This is a genomic window from Legionella quateirensis (assembly GCF_001467955.1).
GTDB lineage: Bacteria > Pseudomonadota > Gammaproteobacteria > Legionellales > Legionellaceae > Legionella > Legionella quateirensis.
In genome coordinates this window covers 43,942-64,357 of the sequence record NZ_LNYR01000021.1, presented here as the reverse complement: position 1 = coordinate 64,357, position 20,416 = coordinate 43,942, and the positions used below count along the sequence as shown (strand labels likewise).

Sequence of the window (20,416 nt, the reverse complement as noted above, 5' to 3'; positions counted from 1 at the left end):
ATTTGGGGCGAAGAGCGGATAAAAACTAACCAACTCTATTATTTATAGACCGAATTTGGGCGTTGTCAAATGTATGGAATCTTGTTTCAAATATTTAAAGTGTCTTTAACAAAGGGGATAGTAATTTTGCGATGAGCTGCCAGGGATGCATCGTCCAGACGATTAAGCAGTTGATGTAAATCATGCATATTACGTGAACAGCGGTTTAATAAAAATTGCCCTACGCTCTCTGGTAAATCAATTCCCCGTTTAAGAGCATGTAATTTAAGCGTATTAATTTTTTCTTCATCGCTTAATTCATTCAGTTGAATAACTAATCCCCAGGCAAGCCGGGAACGAAGATCGGCCAGATTAATAGTACTTTTTGCTGGGGGCAGATTTCCGGAAATAATCAGTAATCCTTTTTCCATGTCCTTTATTCTATTGTAAAGATGAAATAATGCCTCTTCCCAGGCGGAGTTATTCGCAATGGCATCTATATCATCAATACAAATTAAATCCTGCTCTTCCAGACCCTCTATCGTTTGCGGCCCCCAGTCTTTAAGAAGCGTCAAAGGAAGATACATTGCCGATTGTTTTAAATTGACGGATTGACAACAGGCTTGGAGCAGATGGGATTTTCCACTGCCTTTTGGTCCCCAGAGATAAAGTAATCGTTCTTCTTTCAGGGTCAGCATATTTTTTAATTGCTGGTGTAATAGCCCATTATTCTCCCAATTAAAATCAGCGAGAGTCGCTTCATCATTTAATTTTATTGCTAAAGCCAATTGCTTGTTCATTGTGGTTGTTCTTTTTTTGGCCAGGCTTTCTTACCCCAGGTCCAGATATAATCAAGATAAGTGGTTGCTGTGGTAAAAGCTGTTAAGTAAATTAATACGTCCACTAAATAAAGAGAGAATTTAAAGTAAGCTAATTCAAATAAGCATAAAGTAACCAGAAAGAGTTGAAAGGTGGTATTAAATTTACTTAATAAAGTAGGTTCAAAATCAAGTTTGCGTTGAATGAACCAATACCAGGCGAGCACCCCCATGGAGATAGTAAAATCTCGTAGGAATACCAGGATCACTAACCACCAGGGTAAAGAACCGATGAGCGCTAATGAGATAAAGCTTGAGGCAACTAATAATTTATCAGCTAGGGGATCAACGAAGGAACCAAAAAAACTTTGCCAATTAAAATGGCGGGCTAGCCAACCATCAAGCCCATCTGTAATACCGGCCAAGATAAATGTATAAAAAGCATTAACGTACTCATGATGATATAAATACATCAAAAATGGAACAATCAGCCCTAACCGAAACAATGTCAACGCATTGGGTATATGTTTTAGTATCATGTGTCATACGATAATTTTATTTACTCTCATTGATTAGCATGTTGAGAGTATGTATTGCACCAAATGTACTTCCGCAATCCTGGATTACATATGGCAGTGGTACGAACTAGTTTATACAATACCGCTGCCTCTGTCACGTGATTGAGGAATGTATCTTGTATCCAGTGTTGATTTTGAGGTCCTCTGACTTATTGAGAAGTCACGAGTGTTTTTTCCAGACTCTGGATATAACGAGGACGATCTTGTCCCATTTTTTCTAGCGTTTATCATAATTCCTTTATAATAGAGTGAAAGGATTCACCTCATGCACAATCGTATTGTTGTAGGAGTTGGAACTTAATCGCATGGTAAATGAGCATTGATGCTGCCATGCCTCGTGTAATATGAGCTGTTCTAGTCGATCTATTAATTGGGGGTTGATGTCCTGGGTCAGTTCATTAAACAGAGCATGGATTACCTGATGTACACAGCTCCATAATTGATTCACTGGAATAGGGTATGCTGTATTTAATGCTTCTATCCATGGTTTTATATTATTTTGCAGGATATTTTGAATAAAACGAGTACTTAATAAATTCAGATTCCATGTGTTAAGTCTCGCGTCTATTGATAATTCTCGTTCTTCCCCAGTATTAAAAAACACATGCTCTCCAACAACAATCTGCTCCAGATCTTTATAAATAATTCCTCGTGGTGTGTTGTCATCAAAGATAACCAGAATTTGATGTTGTTGTGCTTGAAGTATCACTCCATGCTTTAACATGAGGTGTAAAGCACCAAATAAAATTGTACGACAATAGTTCGCTAAATAGTTCAAAGGCTCTAGGTCGCTTTCCTTAATAATTTCGATAATTAGCGGCGTGTTCGATAAGGGTGAGTTAGAAAATAAACTCGCAAAAGGTACCGCCTTTTGATTCGATTTTAAAAAATTGAGGGGATTTTGACGTAGACTGGTGTGAAGTTTCTTCTGGACAAATTCTGGTATGGTATCGTCTTTAACTCCAATAGATGATAACTCATCGACTAAAAAAAACGTGTTTTTATAGTGATTATTTGCCTTTAATAATGAGTTGATCCAGCGAATAACCTCGGTATCCTGTTCATTTAATGCACATGATTCTGCAATGCTTGAACAGGATGTTTTGGACATTGATGACAGGTTAATCATGGCACGCGGGCAATCCGGCGGCAACATGGTATCAAAGGACATGGATGGGATTAAAGTCTGGTGATGTGGCAATAAAACTAGAGATTTATTATCGATCAGTGCGGAGCACCGGGTTTGTAATTGATTGCGCCACTGCCAGGGATGCACTGGCAGTGGATAATAGTCTTCAGGATTTAAATGGTGGAGTAGTACTCGTTCACGCCATAAAAGAAATTCCGTTGGAAATTCTTGTGCAATTAAATCATTGAACTGCAGTGCTTGGGCAGGAATAGACACTTTATTCTTAGTTAATGCACACCAGTGAATGCTGATTTTAGACTGAAATTCAGGTGAGTTTTGTAATACTTCACGTCGGGATAATCCTGTTTTTGCTCGAAAGGCGGGTTGATAAGGGTTGCCTGTACATCCCCATTGTTCAAGAAATAATAAAGTTTCATATGCCGTTTGAGTTTTATTCATCCAGGACCATAGACTGTGATAGCCATTCGCTTCATTTCGAATCTGGGAGTTCCAACACTGTTTATATGCCTGAGCCAGGGCATCATTGGCAATGGATTCATCCAGTTCATCTCGAATAGTGTCCCATTGAAAAAACTGACTCGCTGGCAATGTTTTTTTCAAGCTAACCTGTACTTGTTCGATTAAATCATGGACATGGTGGGTGGCTATTGGAGCCTCTATTAATCCTTCTGCAAGAACTGCTCGCTGTAAGCGTTTTAATGCGTCTCGGTGTGCAAGAGTAATATAATAATCGATCCTGTTTTGAGGCAAGCCAATACCAATTTCAAACAGTAGAAAACGTATTTGATGACTTAGTTCATGAAAGTTTCCATACGCCAGGGCCATTTGGTTCTCCAGAATTTATTACATATATATTAATATAAATGATAATCATTCTCATTTGCAAGCTATGTTGGAATTATTTGTTTTGCTTCTGAATGATTCACTTGAGCGCTGAATTTTGGATAATTGAAATTAAAGTTTATGGATTGGCTTGAAGATGATAAAATTACCGGGTTATTGTTCCCAAGAGTCAGATTCATGAAATACAGACCAGATATCGACGGGTTAAGAGCTATTGCGATTTTGCTGGTCCTGGTTTACCACGGAGGCTTGGCATATTTCCCTTCCGGATTTGTAGGGGTGGATGTATTTTTTGTTATTTCTGGATTTCTGATTACAAGCATAATTAATGGATCCCTGAATAATCAGAATTTTTCTTTTATCGAATTTTATAATCGTAGATTATGGCGTCTTCAACCTGTTTTTGTTTGTCTTATAGTGTGTACTACGATTTTATCTTTGCTGTTTTTTTTGCCGGAAGACTTAATACAATTCAGTCGAAGCGCACGTAAAACGTCTTTATTTATCTCCAATTTATTTTTTAATCATACGACGACAGGATATTTTTCACCCGACACTCACCAGCTCCCATTATTGCATACCTGGTCGCTTTCAATTGAATGGCAATGTTATTTGATTTTACCTATAGCAATGTACTGTTTACATCGCATGTTGAGCAACAGAAATGTTATTCGAGCTGTTTTTTTGCTGACAATCCTTTGTTTCCTGATTACGCTGAGAAGTTCTCATAATATTCCCGCACAAACTTATTATTTATTCTCCAGTAGAATGTTCGAATTTTTATTGGGCTCTTGTATCGCTTTAATACCATTGCATCGCGTCACATTAGATAGTCGCATCGTATCAATTGTCGGAATATTATCCCTGAGCACTATTTTTTATAGTGCCAGTCTTAATCATATCCTTCTTGGATATCCCAATTGGTACGCCTTTTCGGTTTGCCTGGCAACCGGTATATTGATTGCCTTGGGTAAATATAATTCAGAGCATTTTTTGGTAAAGGCTCTTTCGGTAAAGCCCCTGGTTTTTATTGGTGTATTGTCCTATTCCTTGTATATCTGGCATTGGGTTGTATTTTCGTTTTTAAGGTATCAAGGCAATGCGGAAACGCCTCTGATATTGTTTTTAGCCTACCTGTTTATCTTTGTTCTGGGTTATTTATCATGGCGTTATATTGAAAAACCTGCCAGACGCTATCATCAGCTCCCGTTTCAGTATACGGTGATTATTTTGTTGTTGATGCCCATCGCTTTTACTCATTTAAATTCGGCGCTTATTAGAAATCATTCGGGATTTCCGCAGCGCTTTGATCAGGAGTTGGTACATATCTATAAGCAATTGGAAGAGTATAATAGTGCCCAAAGGCCGTTATGCATAAGTAATAAATGGACGGATTACAATAGTGTCTGCAAATTGGGTGCTAAAAAAGTGGACAGTAAATCAGGCTTGATGATCGGTGATTCTTTTTCCAATCATTATTGGGGATTAATGGATACTTTCGGAAAGGATGCGGGTATAACCATTCAGGCGGAGGGTACTTCCTCGTGCATCACTTTACCGGGTATTTTTCTTTATGATTGGTGGACATTTAAAAACAGTGTGTATCAGGAGTGTTTTGATAACACACAAAAATATTATCGCATGATACGCAACAATCATTATGACTATGTCATCATTGGGCAGGTCTGGAGCAATTATTTAACCGACAGCATCATCAATCAGATTGGGGACAAGCGTTCGGTGAGTCTTTCGAAGCAACGGTTTAAAGTTGCGTTAGATACGGCTTTGAAAGTGATAACGGATACAGGAGCCAAGCCTGTTTTAATCAAATCGACAGCGTTAATGCAAAATAATGCCTTAAGTTGTTTTTACAGACACATTAAATTGCATCAGTCCTACAATCCTGAGCTTTGTAATTTTAATTTATACAGCTCAAGAAAAGATCTCTGGATTAATGTGGTTTTTGATGAAATGAAACTGAAGTATCCACAATTAATTGTGATTGATCCAAAAACAGTGCAATGCCCCAATAATCGATGTAAAGCGGATATTAATGGAGTTCCGATCTATCGTGATGCAGGACACATTACTGATTATGCGTCCTACCAGTTTGGGAAATTATATCTTCAGGAATTAGGTAATCCTTTAACCTGATTTATTTATGCTTTTCTTCATTTTTACGGTAGAGAATTACAGTATTGCCGATCATTTGTACTAATTCAGCGTGTAATTGATGGCATAATTCATGCGCCATTTCTAAACGGTCTTCTTTTTCTGCGCCATTAATTTTAACTTTAATTAATTCATGCGATAGTAAGGCAATATTGGTTTCAGCAATAACAGCTTCAGTTAATCCCTTGGCTCCTAAAAGAATTACAGGTTTCAAATGATGAGCCTGTGCTTTAAGTGATTGTTTGAACGAAGTATCCACTATGATGTTCCTGATCGATAAAATGGCAAATTATTGCACGTTTTGCTGGGAAAAGGTAGTAAAATTCAGTATCATAGGATAATTCGATATAATATTTGATGGTTATGAGTCGTACTAAAAGCAGTAAACGTTGGTTACAAGAGCATTTTGATGACGTTTATGTTAAAAAAGCACAGGCAGAAGGCTATAGAAGCCGCGCTGTTTATAAATTGAAAGAAGTTGATGAAAAGGAACTGCTTCTGAAGCCAGGAATGACCGTCGTTGATTTAGGCGCGGCACCGGGTGGCTGGACGCAGTACGTTTCTGAACGATTAAATGGTAAAGGCCATATTGTTGCTTTGGATATTTTACCTATGGATGCCTTACCTGATGTGAACTTTATTCAGGGAGATTTTAGGGAAGATACAGTATTGCAGGAATTAATAAATTTAATTCCAGAACGTAGTGTGGACTTGTTATTATCAGATATGGCCCCAAATATGAGTGGAAGTACGGCAATAGATATTCCACGCGCCATGTATTTAGTAGAGCTGGCTTTTGATTTTGCGGAAAAAATGTTAAAACCGGGAGGCTCTATGTTGATTAAAGTATTTCATGGTTCGGGGTTTGATGAATTAGTGAAACAAGCGCGAGCATCTTTTGAGCGAGTGGTTATTCGTAAACCATCCGCTTCAAGATCTCGCTCAAAAGAAACCTATTTGCTGGCAAAGGGCTATAATTTATAGTAGCTTTATATATATCTCTCTTAAGGATAAAGATGCACCAATACAAGCAACTTAATTTGCAAGGGTTATATAATCGTTCTCACAACAAAGCTGTAAGTAACTAACGAGGTTAATACTTTGAACGACATGGTTAAGAATTTATTTTTATGGCTGATTATAGCGATTGTCCTGGTCTCTGTTTTCAGTAATTTTGGTCCTCGAAACTCTGTTGCTGAGAAAGTTTCTTACAGCCAGTTTTTGAAAGAAGTCGATCAAGGCATGGTGAACTCAGTTACTATTGAGGATAACAAGATCATCAAAGGGATGACAAAAAACAATAAACGTTTTGTCACCTATATGCCGATGCAGGATAACGCGCTTTTAGGTGAGTTATTAAAAGGCAAAGTGGATGTCAGTGGTCAAGAAAAACAACAAGAGAGTTTCCTCTTGCATCTGTTTATAAACTGGTTCCCCATGTTGCTATTAATTGGTGTCTGGATATTCTTTATGCGACAAATGCAAGGCGGCGGTGGTCGCGGAGCTATGTCGTTCGGCAGATCACGCGCTCGGTTATTGGGCGAAGACCAGGTCAAAGTTACTTTTGCTGATGTGGCTGGTGTTGATGAAGCAAAAGAAGAAGTCAAGGAACTGGTTGACTTTTTACGTGATCCTACCAAATTCCAAAGTCTGGGTGGTCGAATACCACGAGGCGTTTTATTGGTTGGTTCTCCTGGTACTGGTAAAACCTTATTGGCCAGGGCAGTAGCAGGTGAAGCTAAAGTACCTTTCTTTACCATATCTGGTTCCGATTTCGTGGAAATGTTTGTAGGTGTAGGCGCATCACGTGTACGTGATATGTTTGAACAGGCCAAAAAGCATGCCCCATGTATTATTTTCATCGATGAAATCGATGCGGTTGGACGACATAGAGGCGCAGGTCTTGGTGGTGGACATGATGAGCGCGAACAAACTCTTAACCAACTTTTAGTCGAAATGGATGGCTTTGAAGGAAGTGAAGGGGTTATTGTTGTAGCGGCTACTAACCGTCCGGATGTGCTGGATCCAGCTCTTTTGCGTCCAGGACGATTTGATCGGCAGGTTGTTGTGCCTTTACCGGATATCAGAGGCCGTGAACAAATATTAAGAGTCCATTTGCAGAAGGTCCCTGTAGACAACAGTGTTGAAGTGATGGATATCGCCAGAGGTACTCCAGGATTTTCAGGCGCTGATTTATCTAATCTGGTAAACGAAGCCGCACTATTTGCTGCGCGAGCAAACAAGCGTAAAGTGGGTATGATTGAGCTTGAAAAGGCTAAAGATAAAATCATGATGGGTACTGAAAGACGCTCCATGGTGATGGATGATAATGAGAAAAAACTGACCGCGTACCATGAAGCAGGACATGCCATTGTAGGTTTGTCAGTACCCGAGCATGATCCTGTGTACAAGGTCTCCATTATTCCTCGAGGCAGGGCATTGGGTGTGACGATGTTTTTGCCAGAACAAGATAGATACAGTCATAGTAAACGACGCTTGGAAAGTCAGCTATCCAGTTTATTTGGCGGACGTATTGCTGAAGAGCTTATATTTGGCCTTGAAAGTGTAACTACTGGTGCATCAAATGACATCATGCGTTCTACTGAAATTGCTCGTAAAATGGTTACAACCTGGGGACTATCACCACTAGGACCATTAACCTTTGGAGAAGAAGAGGAAGAAGTATTTTTAGGTCGATCAATGAATAAACATAAGGAAATGTCGGATCGAACCGCACAGCAAATTGATGATGAAGTACGCGCTATCATCGATAGAAATTATCAAAGAGCGAAAGAAATTCTGGTTGCTAATATGGATAAGCTCCATCTGATGGCTGAAAGTTTAATTAAATATGAAACCATTGATGCGGATCAGATTAAAGAAATCATGACCGGAAAAGAACCTTCACCACCAGCTGGTTGGGGTGCATCCAAACCATTAGAAAAAGTAGAAGTAGCTAACGATACGCCTGTACAACCAGTTAATGGTGAGACCATAGAAAATCCAGCTGAAGAGCATTGATTTGGTATGTTGAAGCTGTTAACAGAGAGACTCGGGTGACTCCAGAACAATTTATTGGCTGGCTCGAACAAAAAAGCCAGCCCAATTCACATGCATCTTTTCAAAAACCATTAATTATGGGGATACTGAATGTTACTTCAGACTCATTTTCTGATGGAGGAAGCTATTTATCCATGGATAGGGCCTGTGAGCATGCATTTAATCTAATTGCTCAGGGAGCTGATATAATTGATATTGGCGGTGAGTCAACAAAACCGGGAGCAACCTATGTTTCTCTTGATGAAGAATTATCAAGAGTAATACCCGTGATTGAACACATTAGAAAAAACTCTGATATTTGTATATCGATTGATACCTATAAGCCTCAGGTTATGCATGCAGCGATCAGTGCCGGCGCGAATATCATTAATGATATCTACTCTTTAAGAAAAGAGGGGGCGCTTGCCATGGCTGCTCAACTGAACGTCCCTGTTTGTTTAATGCATATGCAGGGTGACCCTCAAAATATGCAAGACAATCCACATTATCCAGATGGGGTGATGGCAGAATTAAAGCAGTTTTTTTTAGAACGTATCAATGCATGTGAGAAAGCAGGAATTGATAGAAAACAAATAATTATTGATCCGGGTTTTGGTTTTGGTAAACGAGTACAAAATAACCTTAATCTGATGAATCGATTAAATGAATTAACCCATTTAAACAGACCTGTACTCTTGGGTGTTTCCCGTAAAAGCACGATTGGAGCTGTTCTTGGAAAAGATGTAAATCAGCGATTGTTCGGTAGTATCTCTCTTGCAGTATATGCTGCATTAAAAGGCGTAGGGATTTTAAGAACACATGATGTAGACGAAACACAGCAGGCATTACTCATGATTGATGCAGTATGCCAGGCCGGTTAAGAGAAATTATATTGAGTGAGGTGTGCTGATAATACCAATTCTGACGTCACGGGACGTTGTGAATAAAGTGATCAATTGTCAACATAATCTAATTGGGATGAATTTAATAAAGGTAGGTAAGGATGAGTCAGCGTAAATATTTTGGTACTGATGGCATACGTGGACACGTGGGCTTGTCAAGTATTAATCCGGAGTTTGTTTTAAAACTGGGCTGGGCTGTTGGCCGTGTTCTGGCTAATGGTCATCGAAAGAAGGTTGTAATAGGTAAGGATACGCGTGTCTCAGGATATATGCTGGAGTCCGCTCTGGAAGCTGGATTATCGGCTGCGGGCGTTGATGTTGCATTATTAGGGCCTATGCCAACTCCTGGAATCGCTTATCTGACTCAGACACTGAGAGCGAATGCAGGAATAGTTATTAGTGCTTCACATAATTTATTTGAAGATAATGGCATTAAGTTTTTCTCGGCTGATGGTGGAAAACTGCCAGACAGCGTAGAACTTTTAATTGAGGCAGAACTGGAAAAGCAGCTACAGACAGTGCCTTCAGTTAACTTAGGTAAAGCAACCAGAATTAATGACGCAACGGGCCGATACATTGAATTTTGTAAATCAACCATACCCTCCATGTCCCGATTGTCCGGGTTAAAAATAGTTGTGGATTGTGCTAATGGAGCTACTTATCACATCGCGCCTAATGTTTTTTCCGAGTTGGGTGCTTCCGTCATTGCTATTGGGGATAAGCCAGATGGGTTTAATATTAACCAGGAATGTGGTTCAACTTCACCTGCATTATTACAGAAAAAAGTAGTAAGTACAGGTGCTGATATTGGTATTGCATTGGATGGTGATGGAGACAGGCTGGTTTTAGTTGATGCCAAAGGTCATTTAATCGATGGCGATCAAATTCTTTATATTATTGCTAAAGATCGTCAGCAAAGAAGTGTATTGAATGGTGGCGTTGTTGGAACACTGATGAGTAATTACGGTTTGGAATTGGCTCTGTCAGCTTTGAACATCCCCTTCCTTCGTTCTAAAGTTGGTGATCGATACGTACTTGAAGCATTGCGTGAAAATGAATGGAAGATTGGTGGCGAAACATCCGGGCATATCGTGTGTTTGGATAAGACAACTACTGGTGATGGAATAGTAGCAGCCCTCCAGGTACTATCAATTATGATGAAGCAAGATAAAACTTTAGAGCAATTGACTCAGGGTATTACTTTGTTGCCTCAATCATTAGTTAACTTGAAGACTGATCATGCTGCGATGTTGGCCTCAAATCCCCAGGTAATAAAAGCGGTTCATACACTTGAAAGCAGTTTGAAAGGTGAAGGCCGTGTTTTATTGAGGCCCTCGGGTACTGAACCATTACTCCGAGTTATGGTTGAGGGAGCTGATGAGTCGATTGTTAAGCAACATGCTCAGAAACTGTGCGACGACATCAGCCTTATTGATCGTGAGCTTAATAGTTCTAAAACTCCTGTTTAAGGAGTATTTATTGGAAGCAGATCATGAATAAGTTCATCTGCTTCCTTAATTAACCGATGTGATTTGGTATTAAATAAACAGGGTCTTTTTGAATATTCATATTCAGGTTGATTTTGAATTTTACCTAAAATTAATCTGCAAAGATCCTCTAAAAATTCCCATACTTTTATAAAACCTCTATGGCGTTTTAATGGTTCGTACCGTGGATCGGACGCCAATGAGGGTATTTGCTCTGCAGTAATGCTACGGTTTGGTAGTTTTGTATAGAGTTGAACCATATGAACTGAACGTACTGCCTGTAAAAACAATTCAGCTTCGATGGGGTGTTCCTTTTTTAGTGTTGCATAATGTTCATAATGCTTTTTTAATTCCTTTGGGCAATCCATCATGATGTCCGTTTCATAATAAGGCTCATCCGTAATGAGTAATGATGGTTTTAGAGCAAGTAAAGGTCCAATATCTTGGGCTGGCTGAGAACATAGACGCATATAAGCTCTAATCACATCAGTGTTATCTTTATGTTCAATTTCAAATAAAAAATCGCGTACAATATGAGCCGCTTTGTAGCAATATAATTCACTATTGAGTTCTTTTCTTACCTTGTCATACACTTCGGCATACCAATTTTGAATGTCAGCAGGGAATTTATTCAGATAACCAAGGATCTCGTGATGCCATTTGATGGTATTCAGGAGATTTTGATGCTTTGGAGAGGAACTGTCTTGCTCATTGCTTAATATATCCTCATCTGAGTTGCTGAAATCTTCTGATGTACTGGGAGTACTGAGTTCATGCTCTGAGCTCAGGCTAGAGTGATCCGTTAAATCAGGCTCTGTTTTTAATAATTTACTAGAATCTTTCGTTCCTAATAAGTGCTCAAGATTTTCAGCGATATTCTTAATCGGGACAAGCGGCTGAGGAGCAATTATTTGGTGTTGCGTTGGGCTAATGTACTCAGTTGGCTCCAGATTGTGTTCAAGTGAACCAGTGTTATGAATCAATGAATCAGTTGTCTTTATAACAGAAGGCTCATTTGAGTAGGAAGTAGGACAGTCTGGATTAGAGCTTGCTGGCGCTTCGCTCTCTAGGATGGTGGGCTGAACAGGCGCAGTATCCTGGAGCGAATGATCGCTTTCACTTGATTGTTCGATATAATCTTGATCCTCATCGGAATAAGAAGATGATTTTGACTCCGATCCTTGAATATCATCTTCAGATGAATAGGAAGAATAAGATGAGGAGTCGTATTCTAACTCATCAACATCCGATGCTGGGTCATTTAAATCGCTCACCAACCGGTCAATCTCTCGATGCTGTTGCGGTACTGATACTTTTGGTTCAACTACTTCCTGTTGTGCCTCTAATGTAACCAATTGACTCATTGAAGATAAATCAGTAGAAACAGCAGACTGTATCAATTCGAGAGGTGTAGGAACTTCTTTGTTTAACTTAGTATTATCAACAGGTTCAGAATCAACTTCTGGCAATTCCTCAATATTGGGTAGAGCAGGTGTTGGTACTGGTAATTGAGTGAGCTGGCTCAATTTCAAATCAATGGTTTCTTTTAGGGTCACTAGATGATTCGAAATGGTCTCAAGTTCACGTTGTTTAGGAGGTTTTACTAATTGAGTCTTAAGTTGCTTTTGTAAATCTATAATCTGGATAAGCTTTTCAGCTAGGTTGTTATAATCCAGGGCGTAGTGAAGATAAGAGTTACATGAGTTGATAAGTTCTTGATATTTTGCCTTTTGTTCTGTTTGAGCGTTAAACGTATGTTCTTCGTTAATAGCGTCTTGTAGACTGGGCAGCAGGTTATCTTGATCAGGCAATAAATTAAATTCAACTCTTAATTTATTAATCTCAATCAATACAAGCAGTAATTCATTAAGTTTATTTAATGCGGTTGATTTTTTTTCAAGGGTATTCGAAATAACAGGAATATTGACGATTAAGGTCTCCAAAAAATGCATGTCCGGAGAGTCTTCATTCAGATCCATAGTTGCCGTATAGGATGGAACTTTAGATAAAAGCTGTAAGGTTTCTTCAATTAATTGATCCGAATCAAGTTTGATATCTGAGGTGATTGCTTTATCATGAAGTTGAGTTGCATTGGTATCTTGGTTGCCTGGGTCAGTTTCTGGTAAAGGATTTGGCGTTTTATCCTTTTCGGTATTAAGCGCGGCAACGCTCCTTTTAATGTTATTTAGCTTGAATTCCAGTCCATGTTTTTGCGTTAGTAAATTTAAAAATGCAATAGAAAGTGAGATGATCTGTTGTTCTTCATCATGTTTTTTATTGCCATCCTGATTCATTAGAAAGTTTGCACCCCACGAAGTCCAGGCGAAGGGATCAAAATAAGTGAGTATTGTGTCTAATTTGCTGCTGTAAGAATTGATCAATGCATGTGTATCTGAACTTGAGTTAAATTCCTGAGTTAATCGTTCTTTAATTGTTGAATCCAATATGTTTTGAGCAATCTGGTGTTCAATCTCAATTTGTTGTTTGGTCAATTCTGTACTTTCTTCATTCAACTCGCTAATGCGAATCGGCAGGTGATCATTCGATAATTGCTCAGTAAATTGTTTTTGATAAACAAGTGCTTTACTCTGCATTGATGTGAACAATTCCTTTTCTGATGAAACTGTGTCAATCATTCCTTGCAATTGTTGAGTTGATATTTCTTGTGTGCAAGATATATCTAATCCTAGAAGCTCAGAGGCTAAGGCATCAAATTTGTTCTTATTAATAACCAGTTTGGCTCTGGCCATGCGAGTATCAATGTCTGTGCATGTGCTGGTCAGCATTAATGAAAATTCAGCCACCTTTTTTTGCATTTCGTCAACAGATGTTTTCGTATCGAGTACAGCTAATGGATCCGCTGCTAATGCAAATTCATTGGCTTTAATTTCTAGCTCTTTGTAAATAGGTACTAATTGACTTTTAAGTTGTTTTATATTGGTCTGTAGTTCCTGGATTTCGGTTTGATAAGCTTCAATTTGCTGAGTTAACTCAGCATGATTCTTAATTTTGAGCTTAAGTTCAGTTAATTGGCTGTTGAATTTGAATTGTTCATCAATCAGTTGTTTCAATCGCATTAATAAATTGAAATGTTCAGTGAATTCTGATGATGGCTCTCCAGTATCTAATGGTGTCTTATCAAATAGTTCTTTTAAAGTCATTGGGGGTTTTAAAGCAGAAATTTCATTCAATAATTGCAGTATGAGCTCATTCATAGGTATACCCTCCTTGTACAGTCAATAGGATTCTATCGAAATAACAGCACTACGCAAGTAGCAAATCCATTTTTATGTAAAAAAAGTAGATAGACAATACTGAAAAAAAACACTTAATAGAGCTACACATCTGAGTCAAGTTTGGGTATAGTCCAACCCAGTAATAGGGAGGGTCTATGAGACGTAAAATGGTTGCTGGAAATTGGAAAATGAATGGTCGCCTGGATCAGGTGATTCAATTGACTAACCAATTAAATGAACAGATTGAATCTGATTCTAAAATACAGACAGTAATCATGCCTCCAATTATCTATCTTCCTTTAGTTAAAGAGATATTAGGTGAATCAACGATAGAAACAGGCGCCCAAAATGTATATCCAAAGGATTCTGGCGCATATACTGGCGAATTATCAGCACCTATGTTAAAAGATTTCGGTTGCCGGTATGTTTTGGTGGGACACTCCGAACGAAGACACTATTTTAATGAAGATGAAAATTTTGTCGCACAAAAATTCCACCATGTAAAAGAACATGGTATGATACCTGTTCTTTGTGTAGGTGAGACGCTTATTGAGCGTGAAAAAGGACAAACAGAGCAAGTAATTGCCAGTCAATTGCGCGCTGTAAGTGAAAACAATAAAAAATGTTTTTCAGAATGTGTCGTTGCTTACGAACCTGTTTGGGCTATAGGCACGGGTAACACGGCAACTCCGGAACAGGCACAAGAAGTACATCAGTTTATAAGAAAACTGATTGCAGATGTAAATAATAGTGATGCTGAGCGTTTAACACTTCTCTATGGAGGCAGTGTGAACGAAAATAATGCCAGGGCATTATTTGCCATGCCAGATATTGATGGTGGTTTGGTAGGGGGCGCATCGTTGAACGCTAAACAGTTTGTGGAAATTGTGAAATGTATCAATTGATATTAATGATTCATGTGATAGTTGCTGTAGCTTTAATAGGCTTAGTACTTATACAACATGGTAAAGGCGCCGATATCGGCGCAGCTTTTGGTTCTGGCGCATCAAATACTTTATTTGGAAGCCAGGGAACCGGAGGCTTTTTATTTAAATTAACCGGTGGTTTGGCGATGGCATTTTTTGTCACCAGCTTAATGCTATCTTATTTGGTTTCTACTCAATACCAAAAGGCAGAGCAGCAAGCTATACCTCAACAGACTAATGTACCAGTAAGCACAGTTCCAGTACCGGTTGATAATGGTAAAGATGTAAAAAAATAAGAAATATAACGTTCCATGATGTCATCCTGGACAGATTATAGAAGTTAGCTGAGTGAGCATGAACTGAATACTGTACTGAGTATTGTGCTTAACGAACCGAATTTTCATATAATCAATGATGACAAAGTGGATGGTTTAAAAAGACATGCCGAAGTGGTGGAATTGGTAGACACGCCGTCTTGAGGGGGCGGTGGCGTAAGCCGTGCCGGTTCGAGTCCGGCCTTCGGCACCATTTATAATCCGAGCAAGGTGAACTGATGCTATCTCAATATTTACCCGTTCTCGTTTTTATTATCGTCGGCTTACTCTTAGGTCTTGCGATGATAGGCGCTGGCTCCTTATTTTCAAAGAGCAGTCCTGACGAAGCCAAGAACGCGCCATATGAATGTGGTTTTGGCGCATTTGAAAGTTCGCATATTCCCTTTGATGTGCGTTTTTATCTGGTTGCGATACTGTTTATCATATTCGATTTAGAAACAGCCTTCTTCTTTCCCTGGGCTTTAGCGCTTCGCAAGATTGGGTGGTTTGGCTTTTTAGGTATGATGTTATTTCTTGGTTTATTAGTTATTGGATTTATATACGAATGGAAACGAGGCGCATTAGAGTGGGAATAGCTTTGTCTCGTTAAAAGTGTCAAAGAATTATTGGGTTTAATATTAATATTTAACTGCTTAGAGGCTAGCTATGGCGGTTGCAGAATTGCAAAAAAATGGCTTTATAACGACTTCGGTCGATAAACTTGTCGGATGGGCTCGCAGTGGTTCTATGTGGCCTATGACTTTTGGTTTGGCATGTTGTGCTGTTGAAATGATGCATGTGGGTGCTGCACGTTATGACCTTGACCGATTTGGGATTATATTTAGACCAAGTCCACGTCAATCGGATGTAATGATTGTTGCCGGTACCTTATGTAATAAAATGGCTCCTGCTTTACGTAAAGTATATGATCAAATGGCTGAGCCACGCTGGGTCATTTCGATGGGGTCATGTGCTAATGGCGGCGGATATTATCATTATTCTTATTCAGTAGTCCGTGGATGCGATCGAATTGTACCGGTGGATGTTTATGTGCCTGGTTGTCCTCCAACCGCTGAAGCACTTCTCTATGGCATAATTCAATTACAGAACAAAATCAGACGGAAAAAAATAATAGAAGCTTAAGATCATCAAAGGTGCAGATTAGATGACTAAAAACGATTTTTTGGTTGAACAGCTCAAAGCTGAATTAGCAGGTCACATTAGCGATATGATTGTTGCTAATAATGAAGTGACTATAGAATGTAATGCGAACAATTTATTACCCATAATGCTTGAGTTGCGTGATAGAGAATTATTTTCTTTTGATCAGCTTATTGATCTTTGCGGTGTTGATTATTTACTCTATGGGGAATATGACTGGGAGACTGATTCTGCTACAGAAAATGGATTTTCGCGAGGAGTAGAGCGTCAAGAGGCCAAAGCGTATGCGCTGGATAAACCCAGATTTGCCGTAGTATACCACCTGCTTTCAACTAAAAAAAATCATCGTTTACGAGTCAGACTATTTATAGATGAAGCTCATTTAATAGTTCCATCCGTCCATCATTTATGGAAAGGCGCTAATTGGTTTGAACGTGAAGCATATGATTTGTTTGGGATTCTATTTGAAGGTCATCCTGATTTAAGACGTATACTGACTGATTATGGTTTTATCGGACATCCTTTCCGCAAAGATTTTCCTCTCAGTGGTCATGTGGAAATGCGCTATGATGCAAAACTGGAAAAAGTTATATATACACCGGTAGATATAGTCCCCAGAATTGGGGTGCCTAAAGTCATACGTAATGATAATCGTTACACTGGTAATGAGGGTGATGGCAAATGATTGAATTAAAGAATTACACTTTAAATTTTGGTCCTCAACACCCCGCGGCGCATGGTGTTTTGCGTTTGGTACTTGAACTTGAAGGTGAAACTATAGTTCGTGCTGATCCTCATATCGGCTTATTGCATAGAGCTACTGAAAAACTTGCCGAGACAAAACCATACCTGCAAAGTATTGGTTATATGGATCGTCTTGATTACGTATCCATGATGTGTAATGAACATGCATACGTTAGATCAATTGAAAAATTACTAGGCATAGAAGCTCCTATACGCGCTCAATACATTCGAACTATGTTTGATGAGGTCACTCGCATACTGAATCATTTACTTTGGGTTGGCGCGATAGCGATTGACCTAGGTGCAATGACAGTGTTTCTTTATTGTTTCAGGGAACGTGAAGATCTGTTCGATTGTTATGAGGCGGTTTCCGGAGCTCGAATGCACGCCACATATTACCGTCCTGGTGGGGTAGCACGAGATCTGCCTGATACCATGCCGCAATATAAACCATCACGCTGGCATAGCGAGCGTGAAGTAGAAAAAATGAATCAGAACAGAGAAGGCAGTTTGCTGGATTTTCTTTGGGCATTTACTGAACGATTCCCCCATTGTGTCGATGAGTATGAAACCCTTTTGACCGATAATAGAATTTGGAAACAACGTACAGTTGATATTGGAATAGTATCTCCAGAAAACGCCTTGCAATGGGGGTTTACTGGTCCCATGCTACGAGGCTCCGGTATTGCTTGGGATTTACGCAAAAAGCAAAGCTACGCAGCGTACGATAAGGTTGAATTTGATATTCCAGTGGGTAAGACTGGTGACTGCTATGATCGTTATCTGGTACGTATAGAGGAATTAAGACAATCCAATCGAATTATCAGACAATGCATTGACTGGCTAAGAAAACATCCTGGACCGGTTAAAATTGATGATCATAAAATCACACCTCCTCGTCGTGTTGAAATGAAACATGATATGGAAGCCTTAATTCACCATTTCAAATTATTCACTGAAGGGTTCTGTTTGCCGCGTGGTGAAGTCTATTCTGCTGTTGAAGCTCCTAAAGGTGAGTTCGGTATCTATATGGTTTCAGATGGTGCAAATAAACCGTACCGTATGAAAATACGTGCTCCAGGATTCGCTCATTTATCCAGTTTTGATGAAATGGTAAGAGGGCATATGCTTGCGGATGGCGTTGCTGTTCTTGCAAGCCAGGATATAGTATTTGGTGAGATAGATCGCTAATTGAGTTCCAGTACTTGCCTATACAATGGCAGTGTAAAAACAAACAAGATAAAGGTTTAGAAATGTCTGATACTTCAGAAAAAATATTACATCAATTTATGCCAGCGAAACGAATGCATGAAATTAATGACTGGATAGCAAAATATCCAGCTGATCAGAAGCAATCTGCAGTGATGAGTACATTACGCATAGTCCAGGAAGAACATGGGCATCTGACACCTGAATTAATGGATGCAGTAGCTGAGTATCTTGATATGGCTCCTATTGCAGTATACGAAGTGGCCAGTTTTTATACTATGTATGAACATAAGCCTGTGGGTAAGCATTTGGTCAATGTCTGCACCAATATTTCCTGCTTGCTACGAGATTCCGCTGGTGTAGTGGAGCATTTACAAAATAAATTGGGTATTAAGCTAGGCGAAACTACCGACGATGGTCGTTTTACGTTAAGGTCAGTGGAGTGTTTGGGAGCCTGTGTTAATGCACCAATGATGCAGGTAGATAAGGATTATCATGAAAATCTGACTGCCGAATCAATCGATGCAGTGTTGGAACAATACCAATAAGAGATAGAGGTGCTTGACATGGTTGAATTAAATCAGGTTTGTTATCGAACAGTTCATTTACCAGAGCCATGGACTCTATCTGCTTATGAAAGTGTTGGTGGCTATAGTGCATGGCGTAAGATATTAAAGGAACAGACTTCCCCACAATTAATAATCGATGAATTAAAAACTTCCGCACTTCGTGGACGTGGTGGCGCTGGTTTTCCTACAGGTCTTAAATGGAGTTTTATGAATCGTAATTCTCCAGTACAAAAATATGTTGTATGCAATTCTGATGAAGGTGAGCCGGGAACGTGTAAAGATAGAGAAATACTAAGTCTGAATCCACACCAGCTTATTGAAGGTATGGCGATTGCTGGATACGTCATGGGTGCAACAGTCGGATATAACTACATTCGCGGGGAATTTTGGTTGCCCTATGAACGTACTGAGTTTGCTTTAAAAGAAGCATATGCTGCCGGATTGCTCGGCAAAAATATTATGGGTACCGGTGTCGATTTTGACTTGTTCAACCATTTAGGTGCTGGTGCATATATTTGTGGTGAAGAAACAGCACTTCTAAATTCACTAGAAGGTAAAAAAGGACAACCACGATTTAAGCCCCCATTTCCGGCAAACTATGGTTTATATGGTAAACCCACTACGATTAATAACACGGAAACGTTCGCATCCGTACCCGTCATTATGGAAAAGGGTGGCGAATGGTTCTTAAAACTGGGCAAACCGAATAATGGTGGAGCTAAATGTTTTAGCGTCAGTGGACATATAAACAAGCCAGGTAACTACGAAATTCCATTAGGTACTCCTTTTAAGACCTTACTTGATTTGGCGGGCGGAGTTTTGGAAAATCGTAAAATCAAAGCAGTTATTCCTGGTGGAACTTCCATGCCTGTGTTGCCAGGTGATGTAATGCTCGGGCTTGATATGGATTACGACAGTATTCAGAAAGCAGGTTCTGGACTTGGTTCTGGCGCAGTAATCATAATGGATGAAACAACCTGTATGGTAGATGCCCTATACCGTATTTCAGAATTCTACATGGATGAATCTTGTGGCCAGTGTACTCCCTGCCGCGAAGGTACGGGTTGGTTGGTCAGGCTTTTACATCGTATAAGACACGGACATGGCGAGCCGGGTGATGTGGAAAAACTAGTCAATGTTGCAGACAACATTGAAGGACGAACCATTTGCGCATTAGGTGAGGCTGCAGCCTGGCCAGTGCAAAGCTTTGTTAAACATTTCTATAATGAATTTGATTATTTCATTAAGCATAAACGCTCGATCGTTGCAGCATAATTGAGAAGGTTAGA

General features: G+C 39.4%; 18 protein-coding genes and 1 tRNA gene. 14 read left to right on the top strand and 5 right to left on the bottom strand.

All coding sequences use genetic code 11. The features are described from left to right. Positions 1-86: 86 nt before the first annotated feature. From hda to Lqua_RS08375, 3 genes are all read right to left on the bottom strand, one after another. Positions 87-779, bottom strand: a complete 693-nt coding sequence (gene hda / locus Lqua_RS08385) for a DnaA regulatory inactivator Hda (RefSeq protein WP_058473832.1) — start codon at positions 777-779, stop codon at positions 87-89. Beyond that, positions 776-1,336 (bottom strand): CDP-alcohol phosphatidyltransferase family protein, encoded by a 561-nt coding sequence (locus Lqua_RS08380; RefSeq protein ID WP_058473831.1) that lies wholly within the window; start codon positions 1,334-1,336, stop codon positions 776-778. The genes hda and Lqua_RS08380 overlap by 4 nt, the downstream gene beginning before the upstream one ends. 277 nt (positions 1,337-1,613) lie before the next feature. Next, entirely contained in the window at positions 1,614-3,350 is a 1,737-nt protein-coding gene (locus Lqua_RS08375) for an IucA/IucC family protein (RefSeq protein ID WP_058473830.1), read from the bottom strand. A gap of 195 nt (positions 3,351-3,545) precedes the next feature. On the opposite strand from Lqua_RS08375, the gene Lqua_RS08370 reads away from it, so the two are divergent. Further along, on the top strand, positions 3,546-5,522 hold the full coding sequence (locus Lqua_RS08370) for an acyltransferase family protein (protein WP_058473954.1): 1,977 nt from the start codon (positions 3,546-3,548) through the stop codon (positions 5,520-5,522). Position 5,523: 1 nt separating this feature from the next. Here the strand turns inward: Lqua_RS08370 and yhbY are convergent, their stop codons facing one another. Beyond that, a complete protein-coding gene (gene yhbY / locus Lqua_RS08365; protein WP_058473829.1) occupies positions 5,524-5,799 on the bottom strand; it encodes a ribosome assembly RNA-binding protein YhbY in 276 nt (91 codons plus the stop codon). A gap of 104 nt (positions 5,800-5,903) precedes the next feature. On the opposite strand from yhbY, the gene rlmE reads away from it, so the two are divergent. The 4 genes from rlmE (at position 5,904) to glmM (ending at position 10,950) form a co-directional block, all read left to right on the top strand. Next, complete coding sequence (gene rlmE / locus Lqua_RS08360) at positions 5,904-6,524, top strand: 23S rRNA (uridine(2552)-2'-O)-methyltransferase RlmE (RefSeq protein ID WP_058473828.1); 621 nt, start codon at positions 5,904-5,906, stop codon at positions 6,522-6,524. Positions 6,525-6,650: 126 nt separating this feature from the next. Further along, a complete protein-coding gene (gene ftsH, locus Lqua_RS08355; RefSeq protein ID WP_058473827.1) occupies positions 6,651-8,561 on the top strand; it encodes an ATP-dependent zinc metalloprotease FtsH in 1,911 nt (636 codons plus the stop codon). Positions 8,562-8,596: 35 nt separating this feature from the next. Then, positions 8,597-9,460 carry a dihydropteroate synthase gene (gene folP / locus Lqua_RS08350; protein WP_058473953.1) on the top strand — a complete coding sequence of 288 codons (864 nt, stop codon included), beginning with the start codon at positions 8,597-8,599 and terminating at the stop codon, positions 9,458-9,460. Positions 9,461-9,582: 122 nt separating this feature from the next. Then, positions 9,583-10,950: a phosphoglucosamine mutase gene (gene glmM / locus Lqua_RS08345; protein ID WP_058473826.1), complete on the top strand. Its 1,368-nt coding sequence runs from the start codon at positions 9,583-9,585 to the stop codon at positions 10,948-10,950. On the opposite strand, the gene Lqua_RS08340 is transcribed toward glmM, so the two are convergent. Next, positions 10,947-14,183: a hypothetical protein gene (locus Lqua_RS08340; RefSeq protein ID WP_058473825.1), complete on the bottom strand. Its 3,237-nt coding sequence runs from the start codon at positions 14,181-14,183 to the stop codon at positions 10,947-10,949. The two genes, glmM and Lqua_RS08340, sit on opposite strands and share 4 nt — an antisense overlap. 176 nt (positions 14,184-14,359) lie before the next feature. Here Lqua_RS08340 and tpiA point away from each other — a divergent pair, with 176 nt between their 5' ends. The 9 genes from tpiA to nuoF all read left to right on the top strand — a co-directional run bounded on the left by tpiA (position 14,360) and on the right by nuoF (position 20,402). Continuing rightward, complete coding sequence (gene tpiA, locus Lqua_RS08335; RefSeq protein ID WP_058473824.1) at positions 14,360-15,109, top strand: triose-phosphate isomerase; 750 nt, start codon at positions 14,360-14,362, stop codon at positions 15,107-15,109. Beyond that, entirely contained in the window at positions 15,097-15,426 is a 330-nt protein-coding gene (secG, locus tag Lqua_RS08330) for a preprotein translocase subunit SecG (RefSeq protein WP_058473823.1), read from the top strand. Before tpiA ends, secG begins: the two co-directional genes overlap by 13 nt. A gap of 147 nt (positions 15,427-15,573) precedes the next feature. Next, positions 15,574-15,658 (top strand) — tRNA-Leu (locus tag Lqua_RS08325). A gap of 25 nt (positions 15,659-15,683) precedes the next feature. After that, positions 15,684-16,040 carry an NADH-quinone oxidoreductase subunit A gene (gene ndhC, locus Lqua_RS08320; protein ID WP_058473822.1) on the top strand — a complete coding sequence of 119 codons (357 nt, stop codon included), beginning with the start codon at positions 15,684-15,686 and terminating at the stop codon, positions 16,038-16,040. Positions 16,041-16,110: 70 nt separating this feature from the next. Next, positions 16,111-16,587: a NuoB/complex I 20 kDa subunit family protein gene (locus Lqua_RS08315; protein WP_058473821.1), complete on the top strand. Its 477-nt coding sequence runs from the start codon at positions 16,111-16,113 to the stop codon at positions 16,585-16,587. A gap of 22 nt (positions 16,588-16,609) precedes the next feature. Further along, positions 16,610-17,290, top strand: a complete 681-nt coding sequence (locus Lqua_RS08310; RefSeq protein WP_058473820.1) for an NADH-quinone oxidoreductase subunit C — start codon at positions 16,610-16,612, stop codon at positions 17,288-17,290. Further along, positions 17,287-18,540 carry an NADH-quinone oxidoreductase subunit D gene (locus Lqua_RS08305; protein ID WP_058473819.1) on the top strand — a complete coding sequence of 418 codons (1,254 nt, stop codon included), beginning with the start codon at positions 17,287-17,289 and terminating at the stop codon, positions 18,538-18,540. Before Lqua_RS08310 ends, Lqua_RS08305 begins: the two co-directional genes overlap by 4 nt. A gap of 62 nt (positions 18,541-18,602) precedes the next feature. Continuing rightward, positions 18,603-19,106, top strand: a complete 504-nt coding sequence (gene nuoE, locus Lqua_RS08300; RefSeq protein WP_058473818.1) for an NADH-quinone oxidoreductase subunit NuoE — start codon at positions 18,603-18,605, stop codon at positions 19,104-19,106. A gap of 18 nt (positions 19,107-19,124) precedes the next feature. Beyond that, a complete protein-coding gene (gene nuoF / locus Lqua_RS08295; RefSeq protein WP_058473817.1) occupies positions 19,125-20,402 on the top strand; it encodes an NADH-quinone oxidoreductase subunit NuoF in 1,278 nt (425 codons plus the stop codon). Positions 20,403-20,416 lie beyond the last annotated feature (14 nt).

Excerpts from the sequence above, each read along its gene's own strand:
- hda (WP_058473832.1), bottom strand. The coding sequence starts at position 779 with ATGAACAAGCAATTGGCTTTAGCAATAAAATTAAATGATGAAGCGACT.
- Lqua_RS08380 (WP_058473831.1), bottom strand. The coding sequence starts at position 1,336 with ATGATACTAAAACATATACCCAATGCGTTGACATTGTTTCGGTTAGGG.
- Lqua_RS08375 (WP_058473830.1), bottom strand. The coding sequence starts at position 3,350 with ATGGCCCTGGCGTATGGAAACTTTCATGAACTAAGTCATCAAATACGT.
- Lqua_RS08370 (WP_058473954.1), top strand. The coding sequence starts at position 3,546 with ATGAAATACAGACCAGATATCGACGGGTTAAGAGCTATTGCGATTTTG.
- rlmE (WP_058473828.1), top strand. The coding sequence starts at position 5,904 with ATGAGTCGTACTAAAAGCAGTAAACGTTGGTTACAAGAGCATTTTGAT.
- ftsH (WP_058473827.1), top strand. The coding sequence starts at position 6,651 with ATGGTTAAGAATTTATTTTTATGGCTGATTATAGCGATTGTCCTGGTC.
- glmM (WP_058473826.1), top strand. The coding sequence starts at position 9,583 with ATGAGTCAGCGTAAATATTTTGGTACTGATGGCATACGTGGACACGTG.
- Lqua_RS08340 (WP_058473825.1), bottom strand. The coding sequence starts at position 14,183 with ATGAATGAGCTCATACTGCAATTATTGAATGAAATTTCTGCTTTAAAA.
- tpiA (WP_058473824.1), top strand. The coding sequence starts at position 14,360 with ATGAGACGTAAAATGGTTGCTGGAAATTGGAAAATGAATGGTCGCCTG.
- secG (WP_058473823.1), top strand. The coding sequence starts at position 15,097 with ATGTATCAATTGATATTAATGATTCATGTGATAGTTGCTGTAGCTTTA.
- ndhC (WP_058473822.1), top strand. The coding sequence starts at position 15,684 with ATGCTATCTCAATATTTACCCGTTCTCGTTTTTATTATCGTCGGCTTA.
- Lqua_RS08315 (WP_058473821.1), top strand. The coding sequence starts at position 16,111 with ATGGCGGTTGCAGAATTGCAAAAAAATGGCTTTATAACGACTTCGGTC.
- Lqua_RS08310 (WP_058473820.1), top strand. The coding sequence starts at position 16,610 with ATGACTAAAAACGATTTTTTGGTTGAACAGCTCAAAGCTGAATTAGCA.
- Lqua_RS08305 (WP_058473819.1), top strand. The coding sequence starts at position 17,287 with ATGATTGAATTAAAGAATTACACTTTAAATTTTGGTCCTCAACACCCC.
- nuoE (WP_058473818.1), top strand. The coding sequence starts at position 18,603 with ATGTCTGATACTTCAGAAAAAATATTACATCAATTTATGCCAGCGAAA.
- nuoF (WP_058473817.1), top strand. The coding sequence starts at position 19,125 with ATGGTTGAATTAAATCAGGTTTGTTATCGAACAGTTCATTTACCAGAG.